Annotated in this window: 20 protein-coding genes; 6 read left to right on the top strand and 14 right to left on the bottom strand. The window is 72.1% G+C overall.

The window, feature by feature from the left end; all coding sequences use genetic code 11:
- Nucleotides 1-74 precede the first annotated feature (74 nt).
- On the bottom strand, nt 75-1,319 hold the full coding sequence (locus OIE75_RS22860; protein WP_307014612.1) for an alpha/beta fold hydrolase: 1,245 nt from the start codon (nt 1,317-1,319) through the stop codon (nt 75-77).
- A gap of 109 nt (nt 1,320-1,428) precedes the next feature.
- The gene (alr, locus tag OIE75_RS22855; RefSeq protein WP_307014610.1) at nt 1,429-2,595 is read right to left on the bottom strand and encodes an alanine racemase; all 1,167 of its coding nucleotides are present in this window, start codon (nt 2,593-2,595) and stop codon (nt 1,429-1,431) included.
- An 89-nt stretch (nt 2,596-2,684) separates the two neighbouring features.
- On the opposite strand from alr, the gene OIE75_RS22850 reads away from it, so the two are divergent.
- Nucleotides 2,685-3,056 carry a holo-ACP synthase gene (locus OIE75_RS22850; protein ID WP_329471987.1) on the top strand — a complete coding sequence of 124 codons (372 nt, stop codon included), beginning with the start codon at nt 2,685-2,687 and terminating at the stop codon, nt 3,054-3,056.
- 161 nt (nt 3,057-3,217) lie between these two features.
- Here the strand turns inward: OIE75_RS22850 and OIE75_RS22845 are convergent, their stop codons facing one another.
- A complete protein-coding gene (locus OIE75_RS22845; RefSeq protein ID WP_329471986.1) occupies nt 3,218-3,826 on the bottom strand; it encodes a helix-turn-helix domain-containing protein in 609 nt (202 codons plus the stop codon).
- Between the two features lie 72 nt (nt 3,827-3,898).
- On the opposite strand from OIE75_RS22845, the gene OIE75_RS22840 reads away from it, so the two are divergent.
- Nucleotides 3,899-5,365 carry an NAD(P)H-hydrate dehydratase gene (locus tag OIE75_RS22840; protein ID WP_329471985.1) on the top strand — a complete coding sequence of 489 codons (1,467 nt, stop codon included), beginning with the start codon at nt 3,899-3,901 and terminating at the stop codon, nt 5,363-5,365.
- 196 nt (nt 5,366-5,561) lie between these two features.
- Nucleotides 5,562-6,023, top strand: a complete 462-nt coding sequence (locus OIE75_RS22835) for an ASCH domain-containing protein (protein WP_307014603.1) — start codon at nt 5,562-5,564, stop codon at nt 6,021-6,023.
- 12 nt (nt 6,024-6,035) lie between these two features.
- On the opposite strand, the gene glmS is transcribed toward OIE75_RS22835, so the two are convergent.
- Together glmS and OIE75_RS22825 are read right to left on the bottom strand one after the other, a co-directional pair.
- Nucleotides 6,036-7,883, bottom strand: a complete 1,848-nt coding sequence (gene glmS / locus OIE75_RS22830) for a glutamine--fructose-6-phosphate transaminase (isomerizing) (protein ID WP_307014601.1) — start codon at nt 7,881-7,883, stop codon at nt 6,036-6,038.
- A 96-nt stretch (nt 7,884-7,979) separates the two neighbouring features.
- A complete protein-coding gene (locus tag OIE75_RS22825; protein WP_307014599.1) occupies nt 7,980-8,774 on the bottom strand; it encodes a hypothetical protein in 795 nt (264 codons plus the stop codon).
- Between the two features lie 229 nt (nt 8,775-9,003).
- On the opposite strand from OIE75_RS22825, the gene coaA reads away from it, so the two are divergent.
- The gene (coaA, locus tag OIE75_RS22820) at nt 9,004-9,993 is read left to right on the top strand and encodes a type I pantothenate kinase (protein ID WP_122615773.1); all 990 of its coding nucleotides are present in this window, start codon (nt 9,004-9,006) and stop codon (nt 9,991-9,993) included.
- A gap of 31 nt (nt 9,994-10,024) precedes the next feature.
- Nucleotides 10,025-10,966: a DUF389 domain-containing protein gene (locus tag OIE75_RS22815; RefSeq protein WP_329471984.1), complete on the top strand. Its 942-nt coding sequence runs from the start codon at nt 10,025-10,027 to the stop codon at nt 10,964-10,966.
- Between the two features lie 78 nt (nt 10,967-11,044).
- Here the strand turns inward: OIE75_RS22815 and glmM are convergent, their stop codons facing one another.
- The 4 genes from glmM to OIE75_RS22795 all read right to left on the bottom strand — a co-directional run bounded on the left by glmM (nt 11,045) and on the right by OIE75_RS22795 (nt 14,972).
- Nucleotides 11,045-12,403: a phosphoglucosamine mutase gene (glmM, locus tag OIE75_RS22810; RefSeq protein ID WP_234955374.1), complete on the bottom strand. Its 1,359-nt coding sequence runs from the start codon at nt 12,401-12,403 to the stop codon at nt 11,045-11,047.
- Between the two features lie 157 nt (nt 12,404-12,560).
- Nucleotides 12,561-13,073: a 30S ribosomal protein S9 gene (rpsI, locus tag OIE75_RS22805; RefSeq protein WP_043380984.1), complete on the bottom strand. Its 513-nt coding sequence runs from the start codon at nt 13,071-13,073 to the stop codon at nt 12,561-12,563.
- A gap of 42 nt (nt 13,074-13,115) precedes the next feature.
- Nucleotides 13,116-13,559, bottom strand: a complete 444-nt coding sequence (gene rplM / locus OIE75_RS22800; protein WP_122615770.1) for a 50S ribosomal protein L13 — start codon at nt 13,557-13,559, stop codon at nt 13,116-13,118.
- 207 nt (nt 13,560-13,766) lie between these two features.
- A complete protein-coding gene (locus OIE75_RS22795; protein ID WP_307014597.1) occupies nt 13,767-14,972 on the bottom strand; it encodes a glycosyltransferase 87 family protein in 1,206 nt (401 codons plus the stop codon).
- 74 nt (nt 14,973-15,046) lie between these two features.
- On the opposite strand from OIE75_RS22795, the gene OIE75_RS22790 reads away from it, so the two are divergent.
- Nucleotides 15,047-15,940, top strand: coding sequence for a hypothetical protein (locus OIE75_RS22790; protein WP_307014595.1), 894 nt, complete (start codon nt 15,047-15,049; stop codon nt 15,938-15,940).
- On the opposite strand, the gene truA is transcribed toward OIE75_RS22790, so the two are convergent.
- The 5 genes from truA to rpsM all read right to left on the bottom strand — a co-directional run bounded on the left by truA (nt 15,941) and on the right by rpsM (nt 19,680).
- The gene (gene truA, locus OIE75_RS22785; protein WP_329471982.1) at nt 15,941-16,795 is read right to left on the bottom strand and encodes a tRNA pseudouridine(38-40) synthase TruA; all 855 of its coding nucleotides are present in this window, start codon (nt 16,793-16,795) and stop codon (nt 15,941-15,943) included. It lies immediately after the preceding gene.
- Nucleotides 16,796-16,959: 164 nt separating this feature from the next.
- Entirely contained in the window at nt 16,960-17,457 is a 498-nt protein-coding gene (gene rplQ, locus OIE75_RS22780) for a 50S ribosomal protein L17 (RefSeq protein WP_122615766.1), read from the bottom strand.
- Between the two features lie 208 nt (nt 17,458-17,665).
- A complete protein-coding gene (locus OIE75_RS22775; protein ID WP_003966937.1) occupies nt 17,666-18,688 on the bottom strand; it encodes a DNA-directed RNA polymerase subunit alpha in 1,023 nt (340 codons plus the stop codon).
- 139 nt (nt 18,689-18,827) lie between these two features.
- Nucleotides 18,828-19,232, bottom strand: a complete 405-nt coding sequence (rpsK, locus tag OIE75_RS22770; RefSeq protein ID WP_007443997.1) for a 30S ribosomal protein S11 — start codon at nt 19,230-19,232, stop codon at nt 18,828-18,830.
- Nucleotides 19,233-19,299: 67 nt separating this feature from the next.
- On the bottom strand, nt 19,300-19,680 hold the full coding sequence (rpsM, locus tag OIE75_RS22765) for a 30S ribosomal protein S13 (protein WP_003974244.1): 381 nt from the start codon (nt 19,678-19,680) through the stop codon (nt 19,300-19,302).
- Between the last annotated feature and the right edge of the window lie 95 nt (nt 19,681-19,775).

Raw genomic sequence — 19,775 nt, 5'->3', positions numbered from 1 at the left:
GTAGTACGTTGTCACACCCCGCAAGGGGCCGGTTCGGGCTGGACCGCAGCCGCAAGGCTGGAAGCCGCTTCCGCTCAGGAAGAGGCGGAGTCACAGCCATCCACGGTAGCCGTGGACGGCACCGCCCCCGCGCGGGCGAGCAAATCAGCGAGGCGGTCGGTGACGATTTCCGGGTGCTCCAGCATGACCAGGTGCCCGGCGTCCGGCACCAGTACCAACTCGGCGCCCGGCATGATGTCGGCGATCGCCTCGCTGTGCTCGCTGGGCGTCACCAGGTCCCGCACCCCGGCCAGCACCAGGACCGGCAGGCCGGCGAAGTGGGCGAGGGCCTCGGTCTTGTCGTGGTCGTTGAAGGCCGGGTAGTACTCGGCGACCACGTCGATCGGCGTCGACTCGATCATCCGCTCGGCGAACCGGGCCACGGCCGGGTCGACGTCCCGGCTGGCGAACGAGTACCGCTTGATGATCCCGGCGAACAGGTCCGCCGTCGCCCGCCGCCCCTTCTCCACCAGCTCGACCCGCTGCCCCAGCGCCTTCAGCACGCCCGGCAGCACCCGCCGGACCGCGTTGACACCGGCCACCGGCAGCCCGAAGTTGACCTCGCCGAGGCGGCCGGAGGAGGTGCCGACCAGGGCGACGCCGACGACCCGCTCGCGGACCAGGTCGGGGAAGGCGTCGGCCAGGGCCATCACGGTCATGCCGCCCATGGAGTGCCCGACCAGCACGATCGGCCCCTCGGGCACGGCCGCGTCGATGACGGCCTTCAGGTCCCGGCCCAGCTCCTCGATGGTGACCGGGCGGCCGTCCCGCTCCTGGGCCACGCCCCGCGCGGACCGGCCGTGGCTGCGCTGGTCCCAGTGCACGGTGCGGACGACGCCCCTCAGGGCGGCCCGCTGGAAGTGCCAGGAGTCCTGGTTGAGGCAGTAGCCGTGACTGAAGACGACGGTCACCGGAGCGGGCTCCTTGCGGCCGAACAGCCGCCGTCTGCGCCGGGTGAGCGCGGACTCCGCAGCCGGTTCGACGTCGTCCACCTCGTAGTACAGCTCGGTGCCGTCGTCGGCGTACGCCTTGCCGGGGTTGCCGCGCAGTCCGCCGTACGGTCCCGCCGAGTCCAGGGCGAGCCGGGCCTTCTGGCGCATCCCGCGGCCGACCGTCAGCCGCTCTATCGCCACACCGGCCGCCGCGCCCGCCGCGACCACGCCTATGGCGACGCCGGCGATGCCGGTCGCCCTGCGCCAGCCGCCGGCGGCGGCCTCGGTGGCCGCTTCCGTGGCGGAGGCGACGGCCGACGCGACGGCCTCCGCGTTGCTCTCGCTCACGTACACCGCTCCTCTTCGCCGGGCCGCTGTGCGGATACCCACTGGTTGCCGATTCACCTGACCGCGCGCCACGCCGTGTGCGGGCGGCGCGTCATCCCCTACGGACGCGTCACTCGTTCACATAGACGCGCGGCACGCGGGATCCGATCCGGGTGACGATCTCGTACCCGATGGTTCCCGCCGCCTGCGCCCAGTCCTCGGCGGTGGGCTCGCCGCGGTCGCCGGGCCCGAACAGCACCGCGTCGGCGCCCGGTTCGGGCCGGTCGCCGCCGAGGTCGACGACGAACTGGTCCATCGCGATCCGTCCCGCGACGGTGCGCCACTTGCCGTCGACCAGGACGGGGCCGGTGGAGGAGGCGTGGCGCGGGATGCCGTCCGCGTAACCGAGGGGGACGAGGCCGAGGGTGGTGTCGCCGGGGGTCGTGTAGTGGTGCCCGTAGCTGACGCCGTGGCCGCCGGGGACCTGCTTGACCAGGGCCAGCGCGGCGGTCAGCGTCATCACGGGCCGCAGTCCGAGGTCGGCGGGGGTGCCGATCTCGGGGCTGGGCGAGACGCCGTACATCGCGATGCCGGGCCGCACCAGGTCGAAGTGGGCCTCGGGGAGGGTGAGCGTGGCCGGCGAGTTGGCGATGTGCCGCACGTCGGGGCGTACGCCCTGCCGCTCGGCGTACGCGGTCATCTCCTGGAAGAGGGTGAGCTGGGCGGCGATGGAGGGGTGCCCGGGCTCGTCGGCGCAGGCGAAGTGCGACCAGAGCCCGGTGACCCGGAGCAGGCCCTCGGCCTCGGCGCGCAGGGCCTGACGGACCAGTTCCGCCCAGTCCGCGCCCGGCTGGCAGCCGCCCCGGCCGAGCCCGGTGTCGGCCTTGAGCTGCACGAGCGCGGGGCGTCCGGCGAGCCGTGCCGCCGCGGTGACCTCCGTCAGGGCCCACAGGGCACTGACGGAGACGTCGAGACCGGCCTCGACGGCCTCCCGCCAGGGGCCGCCCGGCGTCCACAGCCAGCACATGATCCGTACGTCGTCCGGCAGTCCGGCCTCCGCGCGCAGGGCGAGCGCCTCCTGCGGAGTGGCCGTGCCCAGCCAGGTCGCGCCCGCCTCGACGGCCGCGCGGGCGCAGGGTGCCGCGCCGTGGCCGTATCCGTCGGCCTTGACGACGGCCATGAGAGCCGCCCCGGGGGCCCGTTCGCGCAGGGCACGGACGTTGGCCCGCAGGGCGGCCAGGTCGATCTCGGCCCGGGCCCGCAGTACCGCGTCCCGCCGAGCAGCTGTCTCACTCATCGTGCCCACAGTCTCTCAGAGCCCCCGGCCGTCGCCGTGTGCCCGGCGTCACCGCCGGGCGGCGGCCGGCAGTGGTTAGGGTGCCCGGCATGAGCATCATCGGGGTCGGGATCGACGTGGCCGAGATCGAGCGGTTCGGGGCGTCGCTGGAGCGCACACCGGCCATGGCGGAGCGGCTCTTCCTGGAGAGCGAGTTGCGGCTGCCGAGCGGGGAGCGCCGGGGCGTCGCCTCGCTCGCCGCCCGCTTCGCGGCGAAGGAGGCGCTGGCCAAGGCGCTGGGCGCGCCGGCCGGCCTGCTCTGGACGGACGCCGAGGTGTACGTCGAGGACTGCGGCCGGCCGCGGCTGCGGGTGACGGGGACGGTGGCGGCGCGGGCGGCGGCGCTGGGGGTGGCGTCGTGGCACGTGTCGCTCAGCCACGACGCGGGGGTGGCCTCGGCGGTGGTGATCGCGGAGGGGTAGCGCCGTCTCCACGGGTACCCGGGGGGCCGTCCCCGGGGCACTTCTCCACGGGTGCTCAGGGGCCGTCCCCGGGGCACTTCTTTTTGGGTGGCTCAGGGGCCGTCCCCGGCACTGATCCAGGGTGCCCAGAAGCCGTCCCCGGTCGGCTTCTCCAGGGGCCCCTAGGCCCCGCCCCCGGTCGGCCGGACCCGGATGTGCATGCGCTCGCCCTGGGCGCCGTACAGGGCGATCCACTCGACCGGCCGGTCCCCCGCGTTGGCGATGCCGTGCGGGACGCGGGTGTCGAACTCCGCGGTCTCGCCGGCCGTCAGGACGAGGTCGTGGTCGCCGAGGGCGAGGAGCAGGCGGCCGGAGAGGACGTAGAGCCACTCGTGGCCCTCGTGGGACCCCTGTTCGGGGCGCGGGCTCCCCGGGGTCCGCGGGACGGCCGGGGCGGGGAGGATCTGCTTGTAGGCGTGCAGCCCGTCGTTCGGGTTCCGGGTGAGCGGGACCCAGGTCTGGCCGTGCCGGGTGAAGGGCCGGGGGTGGACGCGGGGGTCGCCGGTGCTGGAGCCGACCAGCTCGTCCAGGGGCAGGCGGTGGGCCCTGGCCAGCGGCAGCAGGTGCCGCAGTCCGGGCTCCCGGCGCCCCGACTCCAGCCGGGACAGCGTGCTCACGGAGACGCCGGTGGCCGCGGCGAGTTGCGCCAGGGTGAGCCCGCGGGCCTGCCGGATCGCTCGCAGCCGGGTCCCCAGCGAGGTCATGACCTGTGCCGTCTCCTCGTCGCCCATGGGACAACTCTCCCGCACATCGCGGGCACCGGGCTCGTGCGTGTTCGGGGTGTACGGGGAAGACTCGACGGCATGCGGACTGCGTACAGCGTGGAGACGGTCAGGACGGCGGAACGCCAGGAGATGGCACGGCTGCCGGAGGGGGCGTTGATGCAACGGGCCGCCGCCGGGCTCGCCGCCGCCTGTGCCGAGGTGCTCGGGCGGGTGGCGGGCCGGGTCTACGGCAGCCGGGTGGTGCTGCTGGTCGGCAGCGGGGACAACGGCGGTGACGCCCTGTACGCCGGGGCGCGACTGGCCCGGCGGGGGGCGGGGGTGACGGCGGTGCTGCTGGCGCCGGACCGCGCGCACGGACCGGGGCTGGCCGCGTTGCGCCGGGCGGGTGGCCGGGCGGTGGCGGGCGGGCCTCAGACCGGTGCCGGGTCGGCCGTGGAGCTGGTCACGCGGGCCGACCTGGTCGTCGACGGGATCGTCGGGATCGGCGGCAAGGGCGGGTTGCGGGAGGGGGCGGTGCCGCTCGCGGACGCGGCCGCGCGGTCCCGGGCCGCCGTCGTCGCCGTCGACCTGCCGAGCGGGGTCGACGCGGACACCGGGGAGGTGCGGGGGGCCGCGGTCCGCGCCGACCTGACGGTCACCTTCGGGGCGCACAAGCCGGGGCTGCTGGTCGATCCGGCGCGGGAGTACGCCGGTTCGGTGCGGCTGGTGGACATCGGGCTGCCGCTGCCGGGTGAGGCGGCCGAGCTGGAGGCCCTGCAGCACGCGGACGTGGCCCGGCTGCTGCCGGTGCCGGGCGCGGAGAGCGACAAGTACCGGCGGGGGGTCGTGGGGGTCGCCGCCGGGTCGGCCCGTTATCCGGGCGCGGCGGTGCTCGCCGTCGCCGGTGCGCTGCGGGGCGGGGCCGGGGCGGTGCGGTACGTCGGTCCGGCGGGGGACGCGGTGATCGCCCGCTTCCCGGAGACGCTCGTGTCCGAGCGGGGCCCGAAGCGGGCGGGGCGGGTGCAGGCGTGGGTGGTCGGGCCGGGGGCCGGTGACGACGCGGGGACGGTGGCCGAGGTGCTGGCCGCCGAGGTGCCGGTGCTGATCGACGCGGACGGGCTGCGGCTGGCCGACGCGGACGCGGTGCGGGCACGCACGGCGGCGACCCTGATGACGCCGCACGCCGGGGAGGCGGCGGCGCTGCTCGGGGTGGGCCGGGAGGAGGTCGAGGGGGCGCGGCTGGCCTCGGCGCGGGAACTGGCGGCGCGGTACGGGGCGACGGTGCTGCTGAAGGGCTCGACGACGGTGGTGGCGGGGGCGGACGGAGGGCCGGTCCGGGTCAACCCGACGGGCACGTCGTGGCTCGCGACGGCCGGGAGCGGGGACGTGCTCTCCGGGCTCGCGGGCTCCCTGCTGGCGGCGGGCCTGTCGGCCCTGGACGCGGGGAGCGCGGCGGCGTACCTGCACGGCCTGGCGGGCCGGTTCGCGGCTCGGGGGGCGCCGGTGGGGGCGCACGACGTGGCGGCGGCGATCCCGCGGGCGTGGCGGGACGTGCAGGAGGGCTGAGCGGGGGGGGCGTACTCCCGGAAGACGGTCCGGAATGCGCTCCGGAAGACGGTCCGGAAGACGGTCCGGAAGGCGCTCCGGAAGGCGGTCCGGAAGGCGGTCCGGAAGGCGGTCCGTAAGCCGCTCCGGAAGACGGTCCCGTAGGCGGTCCCCGGAAGCGGCCCGACCGCCGCGGTGCCCTGAGTAGGGTGGCCGCATGATCCCCGGTCAGGACCCCGTGCCCGCGGACCTCGGCGCGCTGCCCAAGGTCGAGTTCGCCTTCCCCGGCCCCCTGCGCGACCGGCTCGTCGCGGCGGTGCTCGACGGATCGAAGACCTCCACGACCGGCCTGCTCCTCGACTACGAGCACGAGGACGAGCCGCTGCCGCGGGCCGGCGACCGCGGGGTGCTCGTCGACTCGCACGAGCGCCCGGTGGCCGTCGTCGAGGTGACCGAGGTACGCGTGGTCCCGCTCGGCGAGGTGGATCTCGCCCACGCGGTGGACGAGGGCGAGGGGTACACCAGCGTGGCCGAGTGGCGGGCGGGCCACGAGGGGTTCTGGCACGGCGAGGAGATGCGCGCGGCCCTGGACGACCCGGAGTTCACCGTGGACGACACGACGCCGGCGGTCCTGGAACGCTTCCGGGTCGTCACCGTGCTGCCCGCCCCCGCCCGCTGAGGCGCCGCTCCGTCACTCCACCGTCACGGACTTCGCCAGGTTCCGCGGCTGGTCCACCTCGTTGCCCCGGGCCGTCGCCAGCTCGCACGCGAAGACCTGCAACGGCACCGTCGCCACCAGCGGCTGGAGCAGGGTCGGCGTGGCCGGGATGCGGACCAGGTGGTCGGCGTACGGGACGACCGCCTCGTCGCCCTCCTCGGCGATCACGATGGTGCGGGCGCCCCGGGCCCTGATCTCCTGGATGTTGGACACGATCTTGTCGTGCAGAACGGAGCGCCCGCGCGGCGACGGCACGACCACGACGACCGGCAGGTCCTCCTCGATCAGCGCGATCGGCCCGTGCTTCAGCTCCCCCGCCGCGAAGCCCTCGGCGTGCATGTACGCCAACTCCTTGAGCTTCAGCGCGCCTTCGAGGGCGACCGGGTGCCCGACGTGCCGGCCCAGGAACAGCACCGTGTTCTTGTGGGCGAGGGAGCGCGCCAGCTCGCGCACGGGCTCCATGGTCTCCAGCACCCGCTCGACCGCGCCGGAGATCCGTGAGAGGTCGCGGACGACGTCGCGGATCTCGTCGCCGTACTTGGTGCCCCGCACCTGCCCGAGGTAGAGGGCGACCAGGTAGCAGGCGACCAGCTGGGTGAGGAACGCCTTGGTGGAGGCGACGGCGACCTCGGGTCCCGCGTGCGTGTAGAGCACCGCGTCGGACTCGCGCGGGATGGTGGAGCCGTTGGTGTTGCAGATGGCCAGCACCTTGGCGCCCTGCTCGCGGGCGTGGCGCAGGGCCATGAGGGTGTCCATGGTCTCGCCGGACTGGGAGATCGCGACGACCAGTGTCTGCTGGTCGAGGATCGGGTCGCGGTAGCGGAACTCGCTGGCCAGCTCCACCTCGCAGGGGACCCGCGTCCAGTGCTCGATGGCGTACTTGGCGATCAGCCCGGCGTGGAAGGCCGTACCGCAGGCGACGATGACGACCTTGTCGACCTCGCGCAGCACCCCCGGCGGGATGCGCACCTCGTCCAGGCTCAGCGTGCCGGACCCGTCGATGCGGCCCAGCAGGGTGTCGGCGACCGCCTTGGGCTGCTCGGCGATCTCCTTGAGCATGAAGTAGTCGTAGCCGGCCTTCTCGGCGGCCGAGGCGTCCCAGTCGACGTGGTACGAGCGGACCTCGGCGGGGCTGCCGTCGAAGCCGGTGACCGTCACACCGTCCCGGCGCAGCTCGACGACCTGGTCCTGGCCCAGCTCCAGGGCGTCCCGGGTGTGCGCGATGAAGGCCGCCACGTCCGAGGCGAGGAAGGACTCGCCCTCCCCCACGCCCACCACCAGCGGTGAGTTGCGGCGGGCGCCGACGACCACGTCCGGCGCGTCCGCGTGCACCGCGACCAGGGTGAACGCGCCCTCCAGCCGCCGGCACACCAGCCGCATCGCCTCGGCGAGGTCGGCGCAGGCGGAGAACTCCTCGGCGAGCAGGTGGGCGACGACCTCGGTGTCGGTCTCGGAGGGCAGTTCGTGGCCGCGCTCTGCCAGCTCGGCCCGCAGGGGCGCGAAGTTCTCGATGATGCCGTTGTGCACCACGGCCACCCGGCCGGCGTTGTCGAGGTGCGGGTGGGCGTTGGTGTCGGTGGGGCCGCCGTGGGTGGCCCAGCGGGTGTGGCCGATGCCGGTCGCGGCGGACGGCAGCGGGTGTTCGGACAGTTCCTTGTCGAGGTTGACGAGCTTGCCGGCCCGCTTCGCGGTGGCGAGGCCGCCGTCCGCGAGCACGGCGACGCCCGCCGAGTCGTATCCCCGGTACTCGAGCCGCTTCAGTCCGGCCATGACGACATCGAGCGCCGGCTGCGACCCCACGTATCCCACGATTCCGCACATGACCGGCAGCCTACGATCAGATTCGATCCCGAACCGGCCTTGTCGTGCCCGAAATCGGAAATTCCCGCCGGGGTACGAACACCCCGGCGGCCGGATTCAGCCCAGCTTGGCGAGCTGCGCGTCGCTGATCTCCGTGGGGAACGGGAAGTCCTTGCCGGTGCCGGCGGCGGCCAGATTGAGGACGGTGAAGGTGGCGACGGTGGAGCCCTTGCGGGTGACGGACACCTTGACCGGGAACTCGTCACCGTCCTCGCCGACCATCGTCATCGTCATGGCGACGGCCTCGTCCGCCCCGCCGGTCGCCTCTCCCTGCGCCACCTTGGCGATCTTGGCCGGTTCACCCATTGCGGTGAAGGTGAAGCCGCCGGCGCAGGTGCCGGCCGCCTCCTTCACGTCCTTCAGCACCGCCTCGGCACCGCCGTCGTCGTAGGTCGCCAGCGTCACCAGCGCCTTGTCCAGGTCGAACGCGGCGCCGATGGCCTCCTCGGTGCCCGCGTCGCCGGACGGCTTCTTCGGACCCTCGGTCCAGCTCCGCTTGACGGCCGCCGCCGGCTCGCCCAGGGGGACGCCGGTCTCGGCGAAGGCGAGCGGCTCGCACTCCGCCTTGTCGCCCTTCACCTTGTCCTTGGCCACGTCGTCGGCCGCCGACACCTTGGTGACCTTGCCGTTCTTGACGTCCGCCTGCGCCAGGGCCGCCTTCTCCAGCTCGGCCGCGGTGAGCGCCGGGGCCCCGGAAGCGGCCGCGCCGCCCGCGTCCTTGCCGTCGCCGGACGCCTTGCCGCCGCTGCCGTCGCCACCGCCGTCGTCGGAGGACCCGCAGGCGGTGACGAGCAGGGCCAGGGCGGCGGCGGAGGCCGCGAGCGCGGTACGGCGGATGACGGTCAGTCTCACGTCGGGCTCTTTCTTCCAGATGGCGGATGTGCTCGAAGGTCCACACAGGCGTCAGGACACACATCCGTACAAACGTGCGATGACTCTAGACACAGCGGACTGACAGGTGATCAGGACTGCGCCACCCGATATCCGACCGTGACGCCCACGTGATCTCCGCCGCGACGGCCCGGCGCGAGCGTGACACAGCCCACCTGCCACCCCGTTCGAACTCCGTTAACAATGGACTGTGATCTCTCCGGTCCCCTCGATACCGCGGAGCGCCCACCGGCACCGGCCGGAGGCGACTCCCTACGTCGACCTCACCCGCACCGAGTGGAGCGCGCTGCGCGAGAAGACGCCGCTGCCGCTGACCGCCGAGGAGGTCGAGAAGCTGCGCGGCCTCGGCGACGTCATCGACCTCGACGAGGTGCGGGACATCTACCTCCCGCTGTCCCGGCTCCTCAACCTCTACGTCGGCGCCACCGACGGCCTGCGCGGCGCCCTCAACACCTTCCTCGGCGCGCAGGGCTCCCAGTCCGGCACCCCGTTCGTCATAGGGGTCGCCGGCTCGGTCGCGGTCGGCAAGTCCACCGTCGCCCGCCTGCTCCAGGCGCTGCTGTCCCGCTGGCCCGAGCACCCGCGCGTCGAACTGGTCACGACCGACGGCTTCCTGCTGCCGACGCGGGAGCTGGAACAACGCGGCCTGATGTCCCGGAAGGGCTTCCCCGAGTCGTACGACCGCCGGGCCCTGACCCGCTTCGTCGCCGACATCAAGGCGGGCAAGGCGGAGGTCACGGCACCCGTGTACTCCCACCTCATCTACGACATCGTCCCGGACCAGAAGCTCGTCGTCCGCCGCCCCGACATCCTGATCGTCGAGGGCCTCAACGTGCTCCAGCCCGCGCTGCCCGGAAAGGACGGCCGCACCAGGGTCGGGCTCGCCGACTACTTCGACTTCAGCGTGTACGTCGACGCCCGCACGGAGGACATCGAGCACTGGTACCTCAGCCGCTTCCGGAAACTGCGCGAGACCGCCTTCCAGAACCCGTCCTCGTACTTCCGCAAGTACACCCAGGTGTCGGAGGAGGAGGCCCTCGACTACGCCCGCACCACCTGGCGCACCATCAACAAGCCCAACCTGGTGGAGAACGTGGCCCCCACCCGGGGCCGGGCCACCCTCGTCCTGCGCAAGGGCCCCGACCACAAGGTGCAGCGCCTCAGTCTGCGCAAGCTGTGACGCGGGGCCCGGTCGACGGTAGAAATACCGGATGCTGCACCTGCGCCTGATCACCCCGGCCGACCGGACCGACGAGGTGGTCCGCCTGATCGACCGTACCGTCGGCACCACTCATCTCGTCGTCCTGCCGGGCGTCGCCCGCGAGCCCGAGGGGGACGTCGTCATGTGCGACGTGGCCCGCGAGGCGGGCGACGAACTCATCGGCGGCCTGCGGTCGTTGGGCATCGACAGCTGCGGCGCGATCACCGCGGAGAACATCGACCTGTCCCTCTCCGAGCGCGCCGACAAGGCGGAGAAGGACGCCCCGGGCGAGCCCGCCGACGCGGTGCTGTGGGAGCAGTTGGAGGAGGCGACGCACGAGGAGTCGACCCTCTCCGTCACCTACGTCGCCTTCATCACGCTGGCCACGATGATCGCGGCCTGCGGTGTGGTGCTGGACAACGCGATCCTGATCGTGGGCGCGATGGCGGTCGGCCCGGAGTTCGGCCCCCTCGCCGGCGTCTGCACCGCGATCGTCCAACGGGCCCCGCGCCTGGCCCTGCGCTCACTGACCGCCCTGCTGGTGGGCTTCGCGGTGGCGATGACGGTGACGGTGGGCTTCAGCTGGATGATGGACGCGTTCGACCTGTTCAGCGAGGCCGCGCTGGAGGGCGACCGCCCCAACACCGAATTCGTCTACGCCCCCGACTGGTTCTCTTTCGTGGTGGCGCTCCTGGCCGGGGCCGCGGGGACGCTCTCCCTGACGTCCGCCAAGTCGGGCGCCCTGGTCGGCGTCGCCATCTCGGTGACGACCGTCCCGGCGGCCGCGAACGCGGCCGTGGCCTTCTTCTACGAAGACGGCTACCAGGCCCGGCACTCGAGCGAGCAGCTCCTGCTCAACCTGGCCGCCATCATCCTGGCCGGCACCCTGACCCTGCTCACCCAGAAGGCCTCGTGGGCAACTCGGCGACGCCGGATGACGAAGCCCACCTAGGGGCGCGGGGAACTGCGCGACCAGCCACGACGGCGCCGCGGCCCGCAAACCACAGAACCCCCACCCCCAGTCCGGCGATTACCCCAGCGCGGACTTGACGGAATCCGCCAGCCGCCCGGCAACAGACCGAGCCTGCTCGATGTCCGCCGCCTCCACCATCACCCGCACGAGCGGCTCGGTCCCGGACGACCGCAACAACACCCGCCCGGTGCTGCCCAGCTCCCGCTCAGCCTCGGAAACCGCCGTCGCCAACTCGGCAGAGGTAGTCACCCGCGACTTGTCCACGTCCGGCACATTGATCAGCACCTGCGGCAGCCGCTCCATGACGCCCGCGAGGTCCCGCAGCGTGCGCCCCGTCTGCGCGACCCGCGCCGCCAGCATCAGCCCGGTCAGCGTGCCGTCACCGGTGGTGGCGTGGTCGAGGATGATGACGTGCCCGGACTGCTCGCCGCCGAGGGCGTAGCCGTGCTCCTTCATCTCCTCCAGGACGTACCGGTCGCCGACGCCGGTCTGCACGAACCGGATGCCCTCGCGCTCCATGGCGAGCTTGAAGCCCAGATTGGACATGACCGTCGCGACGACCGTGTCCGAGCGCAGCGCCTCCCGCTCCCGCATGGCCAGCGCGAGCACGGCGAGGATCTGGTCGCCGTCCACCTCCGCGCCGGTGTGGTCCACGGCCAGGCAGCGGTCGGCGTCGCCGTCGTGGGCGATGCCGAGGTGCGCGCCGTGCTCGACGACGGCGGCCTTGAGCAGGTCGAGGTGGGTGGAGCCGCAGCCGTCGTTGATGTTGAGGCCGTCGGGCACCGCGCCGATGGTGACCAGCTCGGCACCGGCCCGCGCGAACGCCTCCGGCGAGACCCGGGAGGCCGCGCCGTGCGCCTCGTCGAGGACGATCTTCAGACCGTCGAGCCGGTTCGGGAGGACGCCGACGAGGTGGGCGACGTACTGGTCGAGCCCCTCGTCGTAGTCCCGCACCCGGCCCACGCCGGCGCCGGTCGGGCGGTCCCAGGGGGCGCCGGTGCGGTGCTCCGCGTAGACGGACTCGATCCGGTCCTCCAGCTCGTCGGCGAGCTTGTGGCCGCCGCGAGCGAAGAACTTGATGCCGTTGTCCGGCATGGCGTTGTGGCTGGCGGACAGCATCACGCCGAGGTCGGCGCCGAGCGCGCCGGTGAGGTGGGCCACCGCGGGCGTCGGCAGCACGCCGACCCGGAGCACGTCCACGCCGGCGCTGGCCAGACCCGCGACGACGGCGGCTTCCAGGAACTCGCCGGAGGCGCGCGGATCCCGGCCGACCACCGCGGTCGCCCGGTGTCCGGCGAAGGTGCCCGCCTCGGCCAGTACGTGCGCCGCGGCCACGGAGAGTCCGAGCGCCAGCTCGGCCGTCAGATCCGCGTTGGCGACGCCGCGCACGCCGTCCGTGCCGAAGAGTCGTCCCACTTGTCCTCCTGAGGAAACGTCAATTCCGAACACAAGCATTTCAGCTTCTGAACGCTTGAACGTCTTGTGCCGTTATACGCCCAACGACGGGGATAAACGAACGCCCCGGCAGCACAGTGGCGTGCCGCCGGGGCGTTCGGAGTACAGCCGGTGCGACTTAGCGCTTGCTGTACTGCGGAGCCTTGCGGGCCTTCTTCAGACCGGCCTTCTTGCGCTCGACCGCACGGTCGTCGCGCTTGAGGAAGCCGGCCTTCTTGAGCGGACCGCGGTTGTTGTCGACGTCGGCCTCGTTCAGGGCGCGGGCGACACCGAGACGGAGCGCGCCGGCCTGGCCGGAGACACCGCCACCGGCGATGCGGGCGATGACGTCGTAACGGTCGTCCAGCTCGAGCACCTTGAAGGGCTCGTTGACCTCCTGCTGGTGCACCTTGTTGGGGAAGTAGTCCTCAAGGGTGCGGCCGTTGATCTTCCACTTGCCGGTGCCCGGGACGATCCGGACGCGGGCGATGGCGTTCTTGCGACGGCCCAGGCCGGCGGCCGGCTGGGGCTCGCCGAAGGCGGAGGCCATGGACTCCGAGGTGTACTCACCCTCGACGGGGACCTCGGACTCGGTGGTGTAGCTGTCGATGTCGATCTCTTCGAGCGGCTGCTCGGCAGTGGTCTCGGCCACGATGCTCCTCAGATTCTCTTCAGTCTTAGGGGGTGGCCGGAGTTACTGCGCGACCTGGGTGATCTCGAACGGCTGCGGCTGCTGCGCGCCGTGCGGGTGCTGGTCACCCTTGTAGACCTTCAGCTTCGAGAGCATCTGACGGCCCAGGGAGTTCTTGGGGAGCATGCCCTTGACGGCCTTCTCCACCGCCTTCTCCGGGTTCTTGTCCAGGAGCTCGTCGTAGCGCACGGAGCGCAGACCGCCCGGGTAGCCGGAGTGGCGGTACGCCATCTTCTGGGTCCGCTTGTTGCCGGAGAGGTGCACCTTGTCGGCGTTGATGATGATGACGAAGTCACCGGTGTCGACGTGGGGCGCGTAGATCGGCTTGTGCTTGCCGCGCAGGATGGAGGCCGCAGTGGTGGCCAGACGACCCAGGACGACGTCCTGAGCGTCGATGACGTGCCACTGGCGCGTCACATCGCCGGGCTTGGGGCTGTACGTACGCACGGTTCGTAGCCTTCGCTTCTTCAGTGAGTGGTCCTGACATGGTCACCGAAGACGATCACGACAGCCCTGACCGCACCGCGGTGACGCATACCGCGTGCTGGTCGCTGGTCATCGGTCCCGGTGGACCGGTGTAAGGGCCCCTCACGTGAGAATGAGCAAGCCAATACACATACGACTGTGCAGAATACCCGGGCGGACACGGCCGGGTCAAAACGGGGTCGCGGGGGCCCGCGCGGGCTCCGGCGACCGCCCGGACGGAACCCGGCCTCCGGCGTCCGGCGCACCGGACCGGCCCTGCCGCGCCACCGTCACCGCCAGCAAGCACAGGGTGAACGCGTCCCGGAAGGCCCGGCGCCGCTCCGAATCCAGCCAGGGCCAGGTCAGCCCCGGTACCTGAGGCACCAGGGAGATCCAGAACCACACCCCGCGGGCCACCGATCCACCGTACGGCAGCCCGGCGAGCAGCAGCGGCAGGGCGACCAGGAGGTAGTGGTCGTAGGAGGGCCGGGAGACGAGGAACGCCGAGAGCATCAGTCCGGCGCCGGTCTCCGCGAGCCGCAGCGGACCGGGGTCGGCACGGCGCCAGCGCCGGTACGCGCAGAGCACCCCGGCGCAGGCCGCCGCCACCGCGAGCCCCTGCGCGAGCCCCTGCGGCACCCCCAGCCGGGGCAGCACGGCCGCCGGGGAGGCCTCGTAGAGCCGCACGAAGCCGTCGTCGCCGTGCAGCAGGAAAGGCAGGGTGCGGGTGAAGAAGCCGGCCGGGTCGGGCATCGCCAGCGCCGCCGCGCCGGAGGCCAGCGTGGGCACCAGGACGGCCGCCGCCAGCGCCCGCCACCGCCCGGCGAACAGGAAGAGCAGCAGGACGGGCGCGAGCAGCGGCTTGAGCGCGACCGCCGCGCCGACGACCGCGCCCGCCGCCGTCCACCGGCCCCGGCTCGCCAGCAGCAGGGACAGCGGGAGCGCCACGGTCGCCGTCACCGTCCAGTTGCCGAGCCGCACCAGGTGCCCGAACGGCGCGAAGCCCACCGCGAGGCCGGTCAGCCCGAGGACCGCGAGCCGGCTGCCGAGCGGCACGCGGTGCAGCCGCAGCGCACAGGCCCAGGCCAGCGCCAGCAGGGCCGTCACCGCGCACGGGACCAGCACCCGCAGCACGGCCCCGGGCAGCAGCGCCTGCGGGACGGCGGCGAGGACCGCGCTCGGAAAATAGAGGAAGTGCGGATCGTCGTACGGGGAGCCGCCGGCCAGCCAGGTGCGGGCGGCCCGCACGACGATCGCGTTGTCCATCCCGCCGTCCGAGGTCACACGTGCCGCGTGTGCCGCGCAGGCCGCCAGCACGGTCACGAGAACCGCCCACAGGTGCCCTCCCGCAGGCCGCACCAACCACCCGGAGATGTCGCTTTTGCCCGTCCGCATGCACGGAACGCTAGGCGCTGCGGGCCCCGGGGACGCGCACCAGCACGCCGCTCGGCCCGTCTAAGATGCGCCCCATGAGCTTTGGGCAGGGGGGACCTCAGTCACAGTGGGATCCCTGGACACCGCAGTCGCAGCAGCAGCAACAGCAGCCCTGGAACAGTGGTGAAAGCGACAACACCCCGGACTGGGCGGCCCTCGCCGAGGCCTCCGAGGCCCGTGCCAAGCGCCGCAGGCTGTTCCTCATCGGCGGGGGCGCGCTGGCCACCGTGGCGATAGCCAGTGCCGTCGCCGTGGCCGTGGTCTCGGCGAACGGCTCCGGCCAGGCCTCCGACAGCCCGTCCTCGCAGCTCCCCGGGACGGCCGACATCCCGAGCGCGACGGCCACCGCCCCCTCCTTCGCGCCGACCAGCGCCCCGCCGCCGCTGGACCCGAAGGACTTCGTCTCCAGCGTCAAGAAGGACAAGGCCCCGCTCAGTCCGGACCTGCTCTTCCCCGGCACGCAGCTGACCATGGGCGAGACGGTCTACAAGAAGGGCCCGACGGCCGACACCCGTACCTGCGGCTCCGCCGCCCAGGGCACCCTGCCGAAGGTCCTGAACGACAATGACTGCACCCGCCTGATCCGCGTCACGTACACCCAGGGCGACACCGCCGTGACCGTCGGCGTGGCCGTCTTCGACACCGAGGCGCAGGCCGCCAAGGCCAAGAAGCAGGCCGACAAGAAGAGCATCGTGCGCTCGCTGTCCGGCGGCGGGGTCAAGTCCTTCTGCACCGGCGCGGTCTGCCGCTCCACCACCAACTCCTACGGCCGCTACGCCTACTTCACCGTCGCGGGCTCCACCAGCGGCAAGGACGTCACGGAGAAGTCCACGGAGGTCTTCCGGGCCGGCGACGACCTCGCCGAGTTCGTCTTCCGGCAGATCCGCGGGCGCGGCGAGGCGCAGGCGTCGGCGGCGGCTCAGGGCTGATCAGCAGCAGCCGGCCCCGGGCAGGGACCGCTTGTTGCGGGCCTCCTTGTTCCGGGCGGCGAGCAGCTCGTCCGCTGGGTAGCCGACCTCCTCCAGCGTCAGCCCGTGCGGCCGTACGACGTGCACGGCCGAGTCGCGGACCCCGGCGGCCAGCACCTTCGCCGGCCAGTCGGGTGCCCGGTGGCCGTCGCCGACGAACAGCAGCGCCCCGATGAGGGAGCGCACCATGTTGTGGCAGAAGGCGTCGGCCCGCACGGTGGCGCTGATGATCCCGTCCTCCCCGCGCACCAGGCTCAGCTCCTGCAGCGTCCTGATGGTGGTGGCCCCCTCCCGCTTCTTGCAGTAGGCGGCGAAGTCGTGCTCGCCCAGCAGTCCGCGGGCGGCCTCGTTCATGGCGTCCACGTCGAGCGGCCAGTCGTGCCACAGGACGTGGCCGCGCAGCAGCGGGTCGACGCCGCCCGGGTTGTCGGTGACCCGGTAGGCGTAGCGCCGCCAGACCGCGGAGAACCGGGCGTTGAAGCCGCTGGGCGCCTCACGCAGGGCCCAGACCCGCACGTCCCTCGGCAGCCGCCCCGCGAGCCGCTTGAGCAGCTTCTCGTGGTGCTCGGCCCACACCTCGCGCTCCAGGTCCACGTGGGCGACCTGCCCCCGCGCGTGCACCCCGGCGTCGGTGCGGCCCGCCACGGTCAGCTCGTACGTCCTGGGCGACCGCGTGACCGTCCGCAGCGCGTCCTCGATCTCCCCCTGCACGGTCCGCCGCCCCCCGGCCTGCTTGGCCCAGCCGGAGAACTCGCTGCCGTCGTAGGAGAGATCCAACCGCACCCGGACGTACCCGGCCTCAACTTCGTCACTCACCCTGAGATCCTCTCAGCAACACGAAAGCGGGCCCGCCCCTCGAAAGGAACGGGCCCGCAACGCCCTCAAGGGGCGCGGGGCTGTGCTCGACATGCGGCTCCGCCGCGTGCGCGCGACAAGCCACGACGAAGCCGCAGCCGCCGTCGCACAGCCCGGGCAGACGCTTACGCGTCCTTCGACTCCTCGGCGGCGTCGTCGGCCTTGGTCGTGTCGACCTTGGTCTCGGCGGCCTCGGTGGTCTCGGCGTCCTTGGCGGCACGCTTGGTGGCGGCCTCGGCCTCGCCGGTCGCCTGCTGCGCCACCGTCAGCGCCTCGACCAGCTCGATGACGGCCATGGGCGCGTTGTCGCCACGGCGGTTACCGATCTTGGTGATGCGCGTGTAACCACCGGGGCGGTTCTCGTAGCGCGGGCCGATCTCGGTGAAGAGCGTGTGGACGACGCTCTTGTCCGTGATCACCTGGAGCACCTGACGGCGGTTGTGAAGGTCGCCCTTCTTCGCCTTGGTGACCAGACGCTCGGCGTACGGGCGCAGGCGGCGGGCCTTCGCCTCGGTGGTCGTGATCTTGCCGTGCTCGAAGAGCGACTTCGCGAGGTTCGCGAGGAGCAGCTTCTCGTGCGCGGCGCTGCCGCCCAGACGGGCACCCTTGGCAGGCTTCGGCATGGTGTTTCTCCTAGGTGTCTGCCCCGGCCGTATCAGGTACCGAGGTCAGTATCCGAGCAGGCGGTCGCCTGTCGGAGATCCGGGCACAGGTCCCGAAGGGACCGTGCCCGGAAGGGGCGCGGGGCGATGTCGATGTGCGACTCCGTCGCGTGGGCGCGATCAGGCACAGCGCACCCGCACCCGAGTACGAACCGGAAGGCCCGAGCTCTTAGTACTGCTCGGTCTCCACGAACCCGGCGTCCGCGTCGTCGTCGGCGCCGAAGGCGTCCGCGGCGGCGGTCGGGTCGAATCCGGGAGGCGAGTCCTTCAGCGCAAGCCCCATACCCGCGAGCTTGGCCTTGACCTCGTCGATGGACTTCGCACCGAAGTTGCGGATGTCCAGGAGGTCGGCCTCGGAGCGAGCGACGAGCTCACCCACGGAGTGGATGCCCTCACGCTTGAGGCAGTTGTACGAGCGGACGGTCAGCTCGAGCTCCTCGATCGGGAGCGCGAGGTCGGCCGCCAGCGCGGCGTCCGTCGGGGACGGACCCATGTCGATGCCCTCGGCGTCGATGTTCAGCTCGCGGGCGAGACCGAACAGCTCGACCAGGGTCTTGCCGGCCGACGCCATGGCGTCACGCGGACGCATGGCCTGCTTGGTCTCGACGTCGACGATCAGCTTGTCGAAGTCGGTCCGCTGCTCGACACGCGTGGCCTCGACCTTGTACGTGACCTTGAGCACCGGCGAGTAGATCGAGTCGACCGGGATGCGCCCGATCTCCTGACCGACCTGCTTGTTCTGCACGGCGGAGACGTAGCCGCGACCGCGCTCGACGGTCAGCTCCATCTCCAGCTTGCCCTTGCCGTTGAGCGTGGCGAGGACGAGGTCGGGGTTGTGCACCTCGACACCGGCCGGGGGCGCGATGTCGGCGGCGGTGACCAGACCCGGGCCCTGCTTGCGCAGGTACATCACGACCGGCTCGTCGTGCTCGGACGACACGACCAGCTGCTTGATGTTGAGGATCAGGTCGGTGACGTCCTCCTTGACGCCCGGCACGGTGGTGAACTCGTGCAGGACACCGTCGATCCGGATGCTGGTGACAGCAGCGCCGGGGATCGAGGAGAGGAGCGTACGACGCAGGGAGTTGCCGAGGGTGTAGCCGAAGCCCGGCTCCAGCGGCTCGATGACGAACCGGGAGCGGAACTCGTCGACGACCTCTTCGGTCAACGAGGGACGCTGAGCGATCAGCATGTGGTGATCCTTCAGTCAGGGGCGCCCGCTATTTGACGCCCGACCAGTACTGCAAGGGTACGGGCGATACGACCCGAAGGAGCCGTACCGCCCGGAAACCCTGGTGAAGCGGGTGAAGCGATGTCGCGGTGAAGCGAGATCAGACGCGACGGCGCTTCGGGGGACGGCAGCCGTTGTGCGGGGTGGGCGTGACGTCCTGGATCGAGCCGACCTCGAGGCCGGTCGCCTGCAGGGAGCGGATGGCGGTCTCACGACCGGAACCCGGGCCCTTGACGAACACGTCGACCTTGCGCATGCCGTGCTCCTGGGCGCGGCGGGCAGCCGACTCGGCGGCCATCTGCGCGGCGAACGGCGTGGACTTCCGGGAGCCCTTGAAGCCGACGTGGCCGGCGGAGGCCCAGGAGATCACGTTGCCGGTCGGGTCCGTGATGGACACGATCGTGTTGTTGAACGTGCTCTTGATGTGCGCGTGGCCGTGAGCGACGTTCTTCTTTTCCTTGCGGCGCACCTTCTTGGTCGCGCCCTGACGTCCCTTGGGGGGCATGTCGTTCTCCTACGGGAGGTGGTCGGTCCTACAGCGAAGACCGCTGGACGGCGAAGTCCGCTGCGGACTACTTCTTGCCCGGCTTCTTCTTGCCGGCGATGGCGCGACGCGGGCCCTTGCGGGTGCGGGCGTTCGTGCTGGTGCGCTGACCGCGGACGGGCAGGCCACGGCGGTGGCGCAGACCCTGGTAGGTACCGATCTCGACCTTGCGGCGGATGTCGGCCTGGACCTCGCGGCGAAGGTCACCCTCGGTCTTGATGTTGTTGTCGACGTACTCGCGGATCGCGACGAGCTGCTCCTCGGAGAGGTCCCGAACACGGGTGTTCGGGTCCACGCCGGTGGCGGCGAGCGTCTGCTGCGAGAGGGTCCGGCCAATGCCGAACACGTAGGTGAGGGCGATCTCGACGCGCTTTTCGCGCGGGATGTCAACACCGGAAACGCGTGCCATTCAATGGCTCCAGTTGATTGTCGGAGGTCTTCCACAGAACCGGTCCCCGGCCGCCGTATGAGGTACGGATCGGGTCCCCGGCCTCCGAACCGGGG

It is taken from the genome of Streptomyces sp. NBC_01723 (assembly GCF_036246005.1).
Classification (GTDB): Bacteria; Actinomycetota; Actinomycetes; order Streptomycetales; family Streptomycetaceae; genus Streptomyces.
Note: the sequence above shows the minus strand (reverse complement) of the source record. Positions and strands in the feature narration are given on the sequence as shown.

Bases quoted from the DNA above. Each gene is read 5' to 3' on its own strand.
- alr (WP_307014610.1), bottom strand. From the start codon at position 2,595: ATGAGTGAGACAGCTGCTCGGCGGGACGCGGTACTGCGGGCCCGGGCC.
- OIE75_RS22850 (WP_329471987.1), top strand. From the start codon at position 2,685: ATGAGCATCATCGGGGTCGGGATCGACGTGGCCGAGATCGAGCGGTTC.
- OIE75_RS22845 (WP_329471986.1), bottom strand. From the start codon at position 3,826: ATGGGCGACGAGGAGACGGCACAGGTCATGACCTCGCTGGGGACCCGG.
- OIE75_RS22840 (WP_329471985.1), top strand. From the start codon at position 3,899: ATGCGGACTGCGTACAGCGTGGAGACGGTCAGGACGGCGGAACGCCAG.
- OIE75_RS22835 (WP_307014603.1), top strand. From the start codon at position 5,562: ATGATCCCCGGTCAGGACCCCGTGCCCGCGGACCTCGGCGCGCTGCCC.
- glmS (WP_307014601.1), bottom strand. From the start codon at position 7,883: ATGTGCGGAATCGTGGGATACGTGGGGTCGCAGCCGGCGCTCGATGTC.
- OIE75_RS22815 (WP_329471984.1), top strand. From the start codon at position 10,025: ATGCTGCACCTGCGCCTGATCACCCCGGCCGACCGGACCGACGAGGTG.
- OIE75_RS22795 (WP_307014597.1), bottom strand. From the start codon at position 14,972: ATGCGGACGGGCAAAAGCGACATCTCCGGGTGGTTGGTGCGGCCTGCG.
- OIE75_RS22790 (WP_307014595.1), top strand. From the start codon at position 15,047: ATGAGCTTTGGGCAGGGGGGACCTCAGTCACAGTGGGATCCCTGGACA.
- rplQ (WP_122615766.1), bottom strand. From the start codon at position 17,457: ATGCCGAAGCCTGCCAAGGGTGCCCGTCTGGGCGGCAGCGCCGCGCAC.
- OIE75_RS22775 (WP_003966937.1), bottom strand. From the start codon at position 18,688: ATGCTGATCGCTCAGCGTCCCTCGTTGACCGAAGAGGTCGTCGACGAG.
- rpsK (WP_007443997.1), bottom strand. From the start codon at position 19,232: ATGCCCCCCAAGGGACGTCAGGGCGCGACCAAGAAGGTGCGCCGCAAG.
- rpsM (WP_003974244.1), bottom strand. From the start codon at position 19,680: ATGGCACGCGTTTCCGGTGTTGACATCCCGCGCGAAAAGCGCGTCGAG.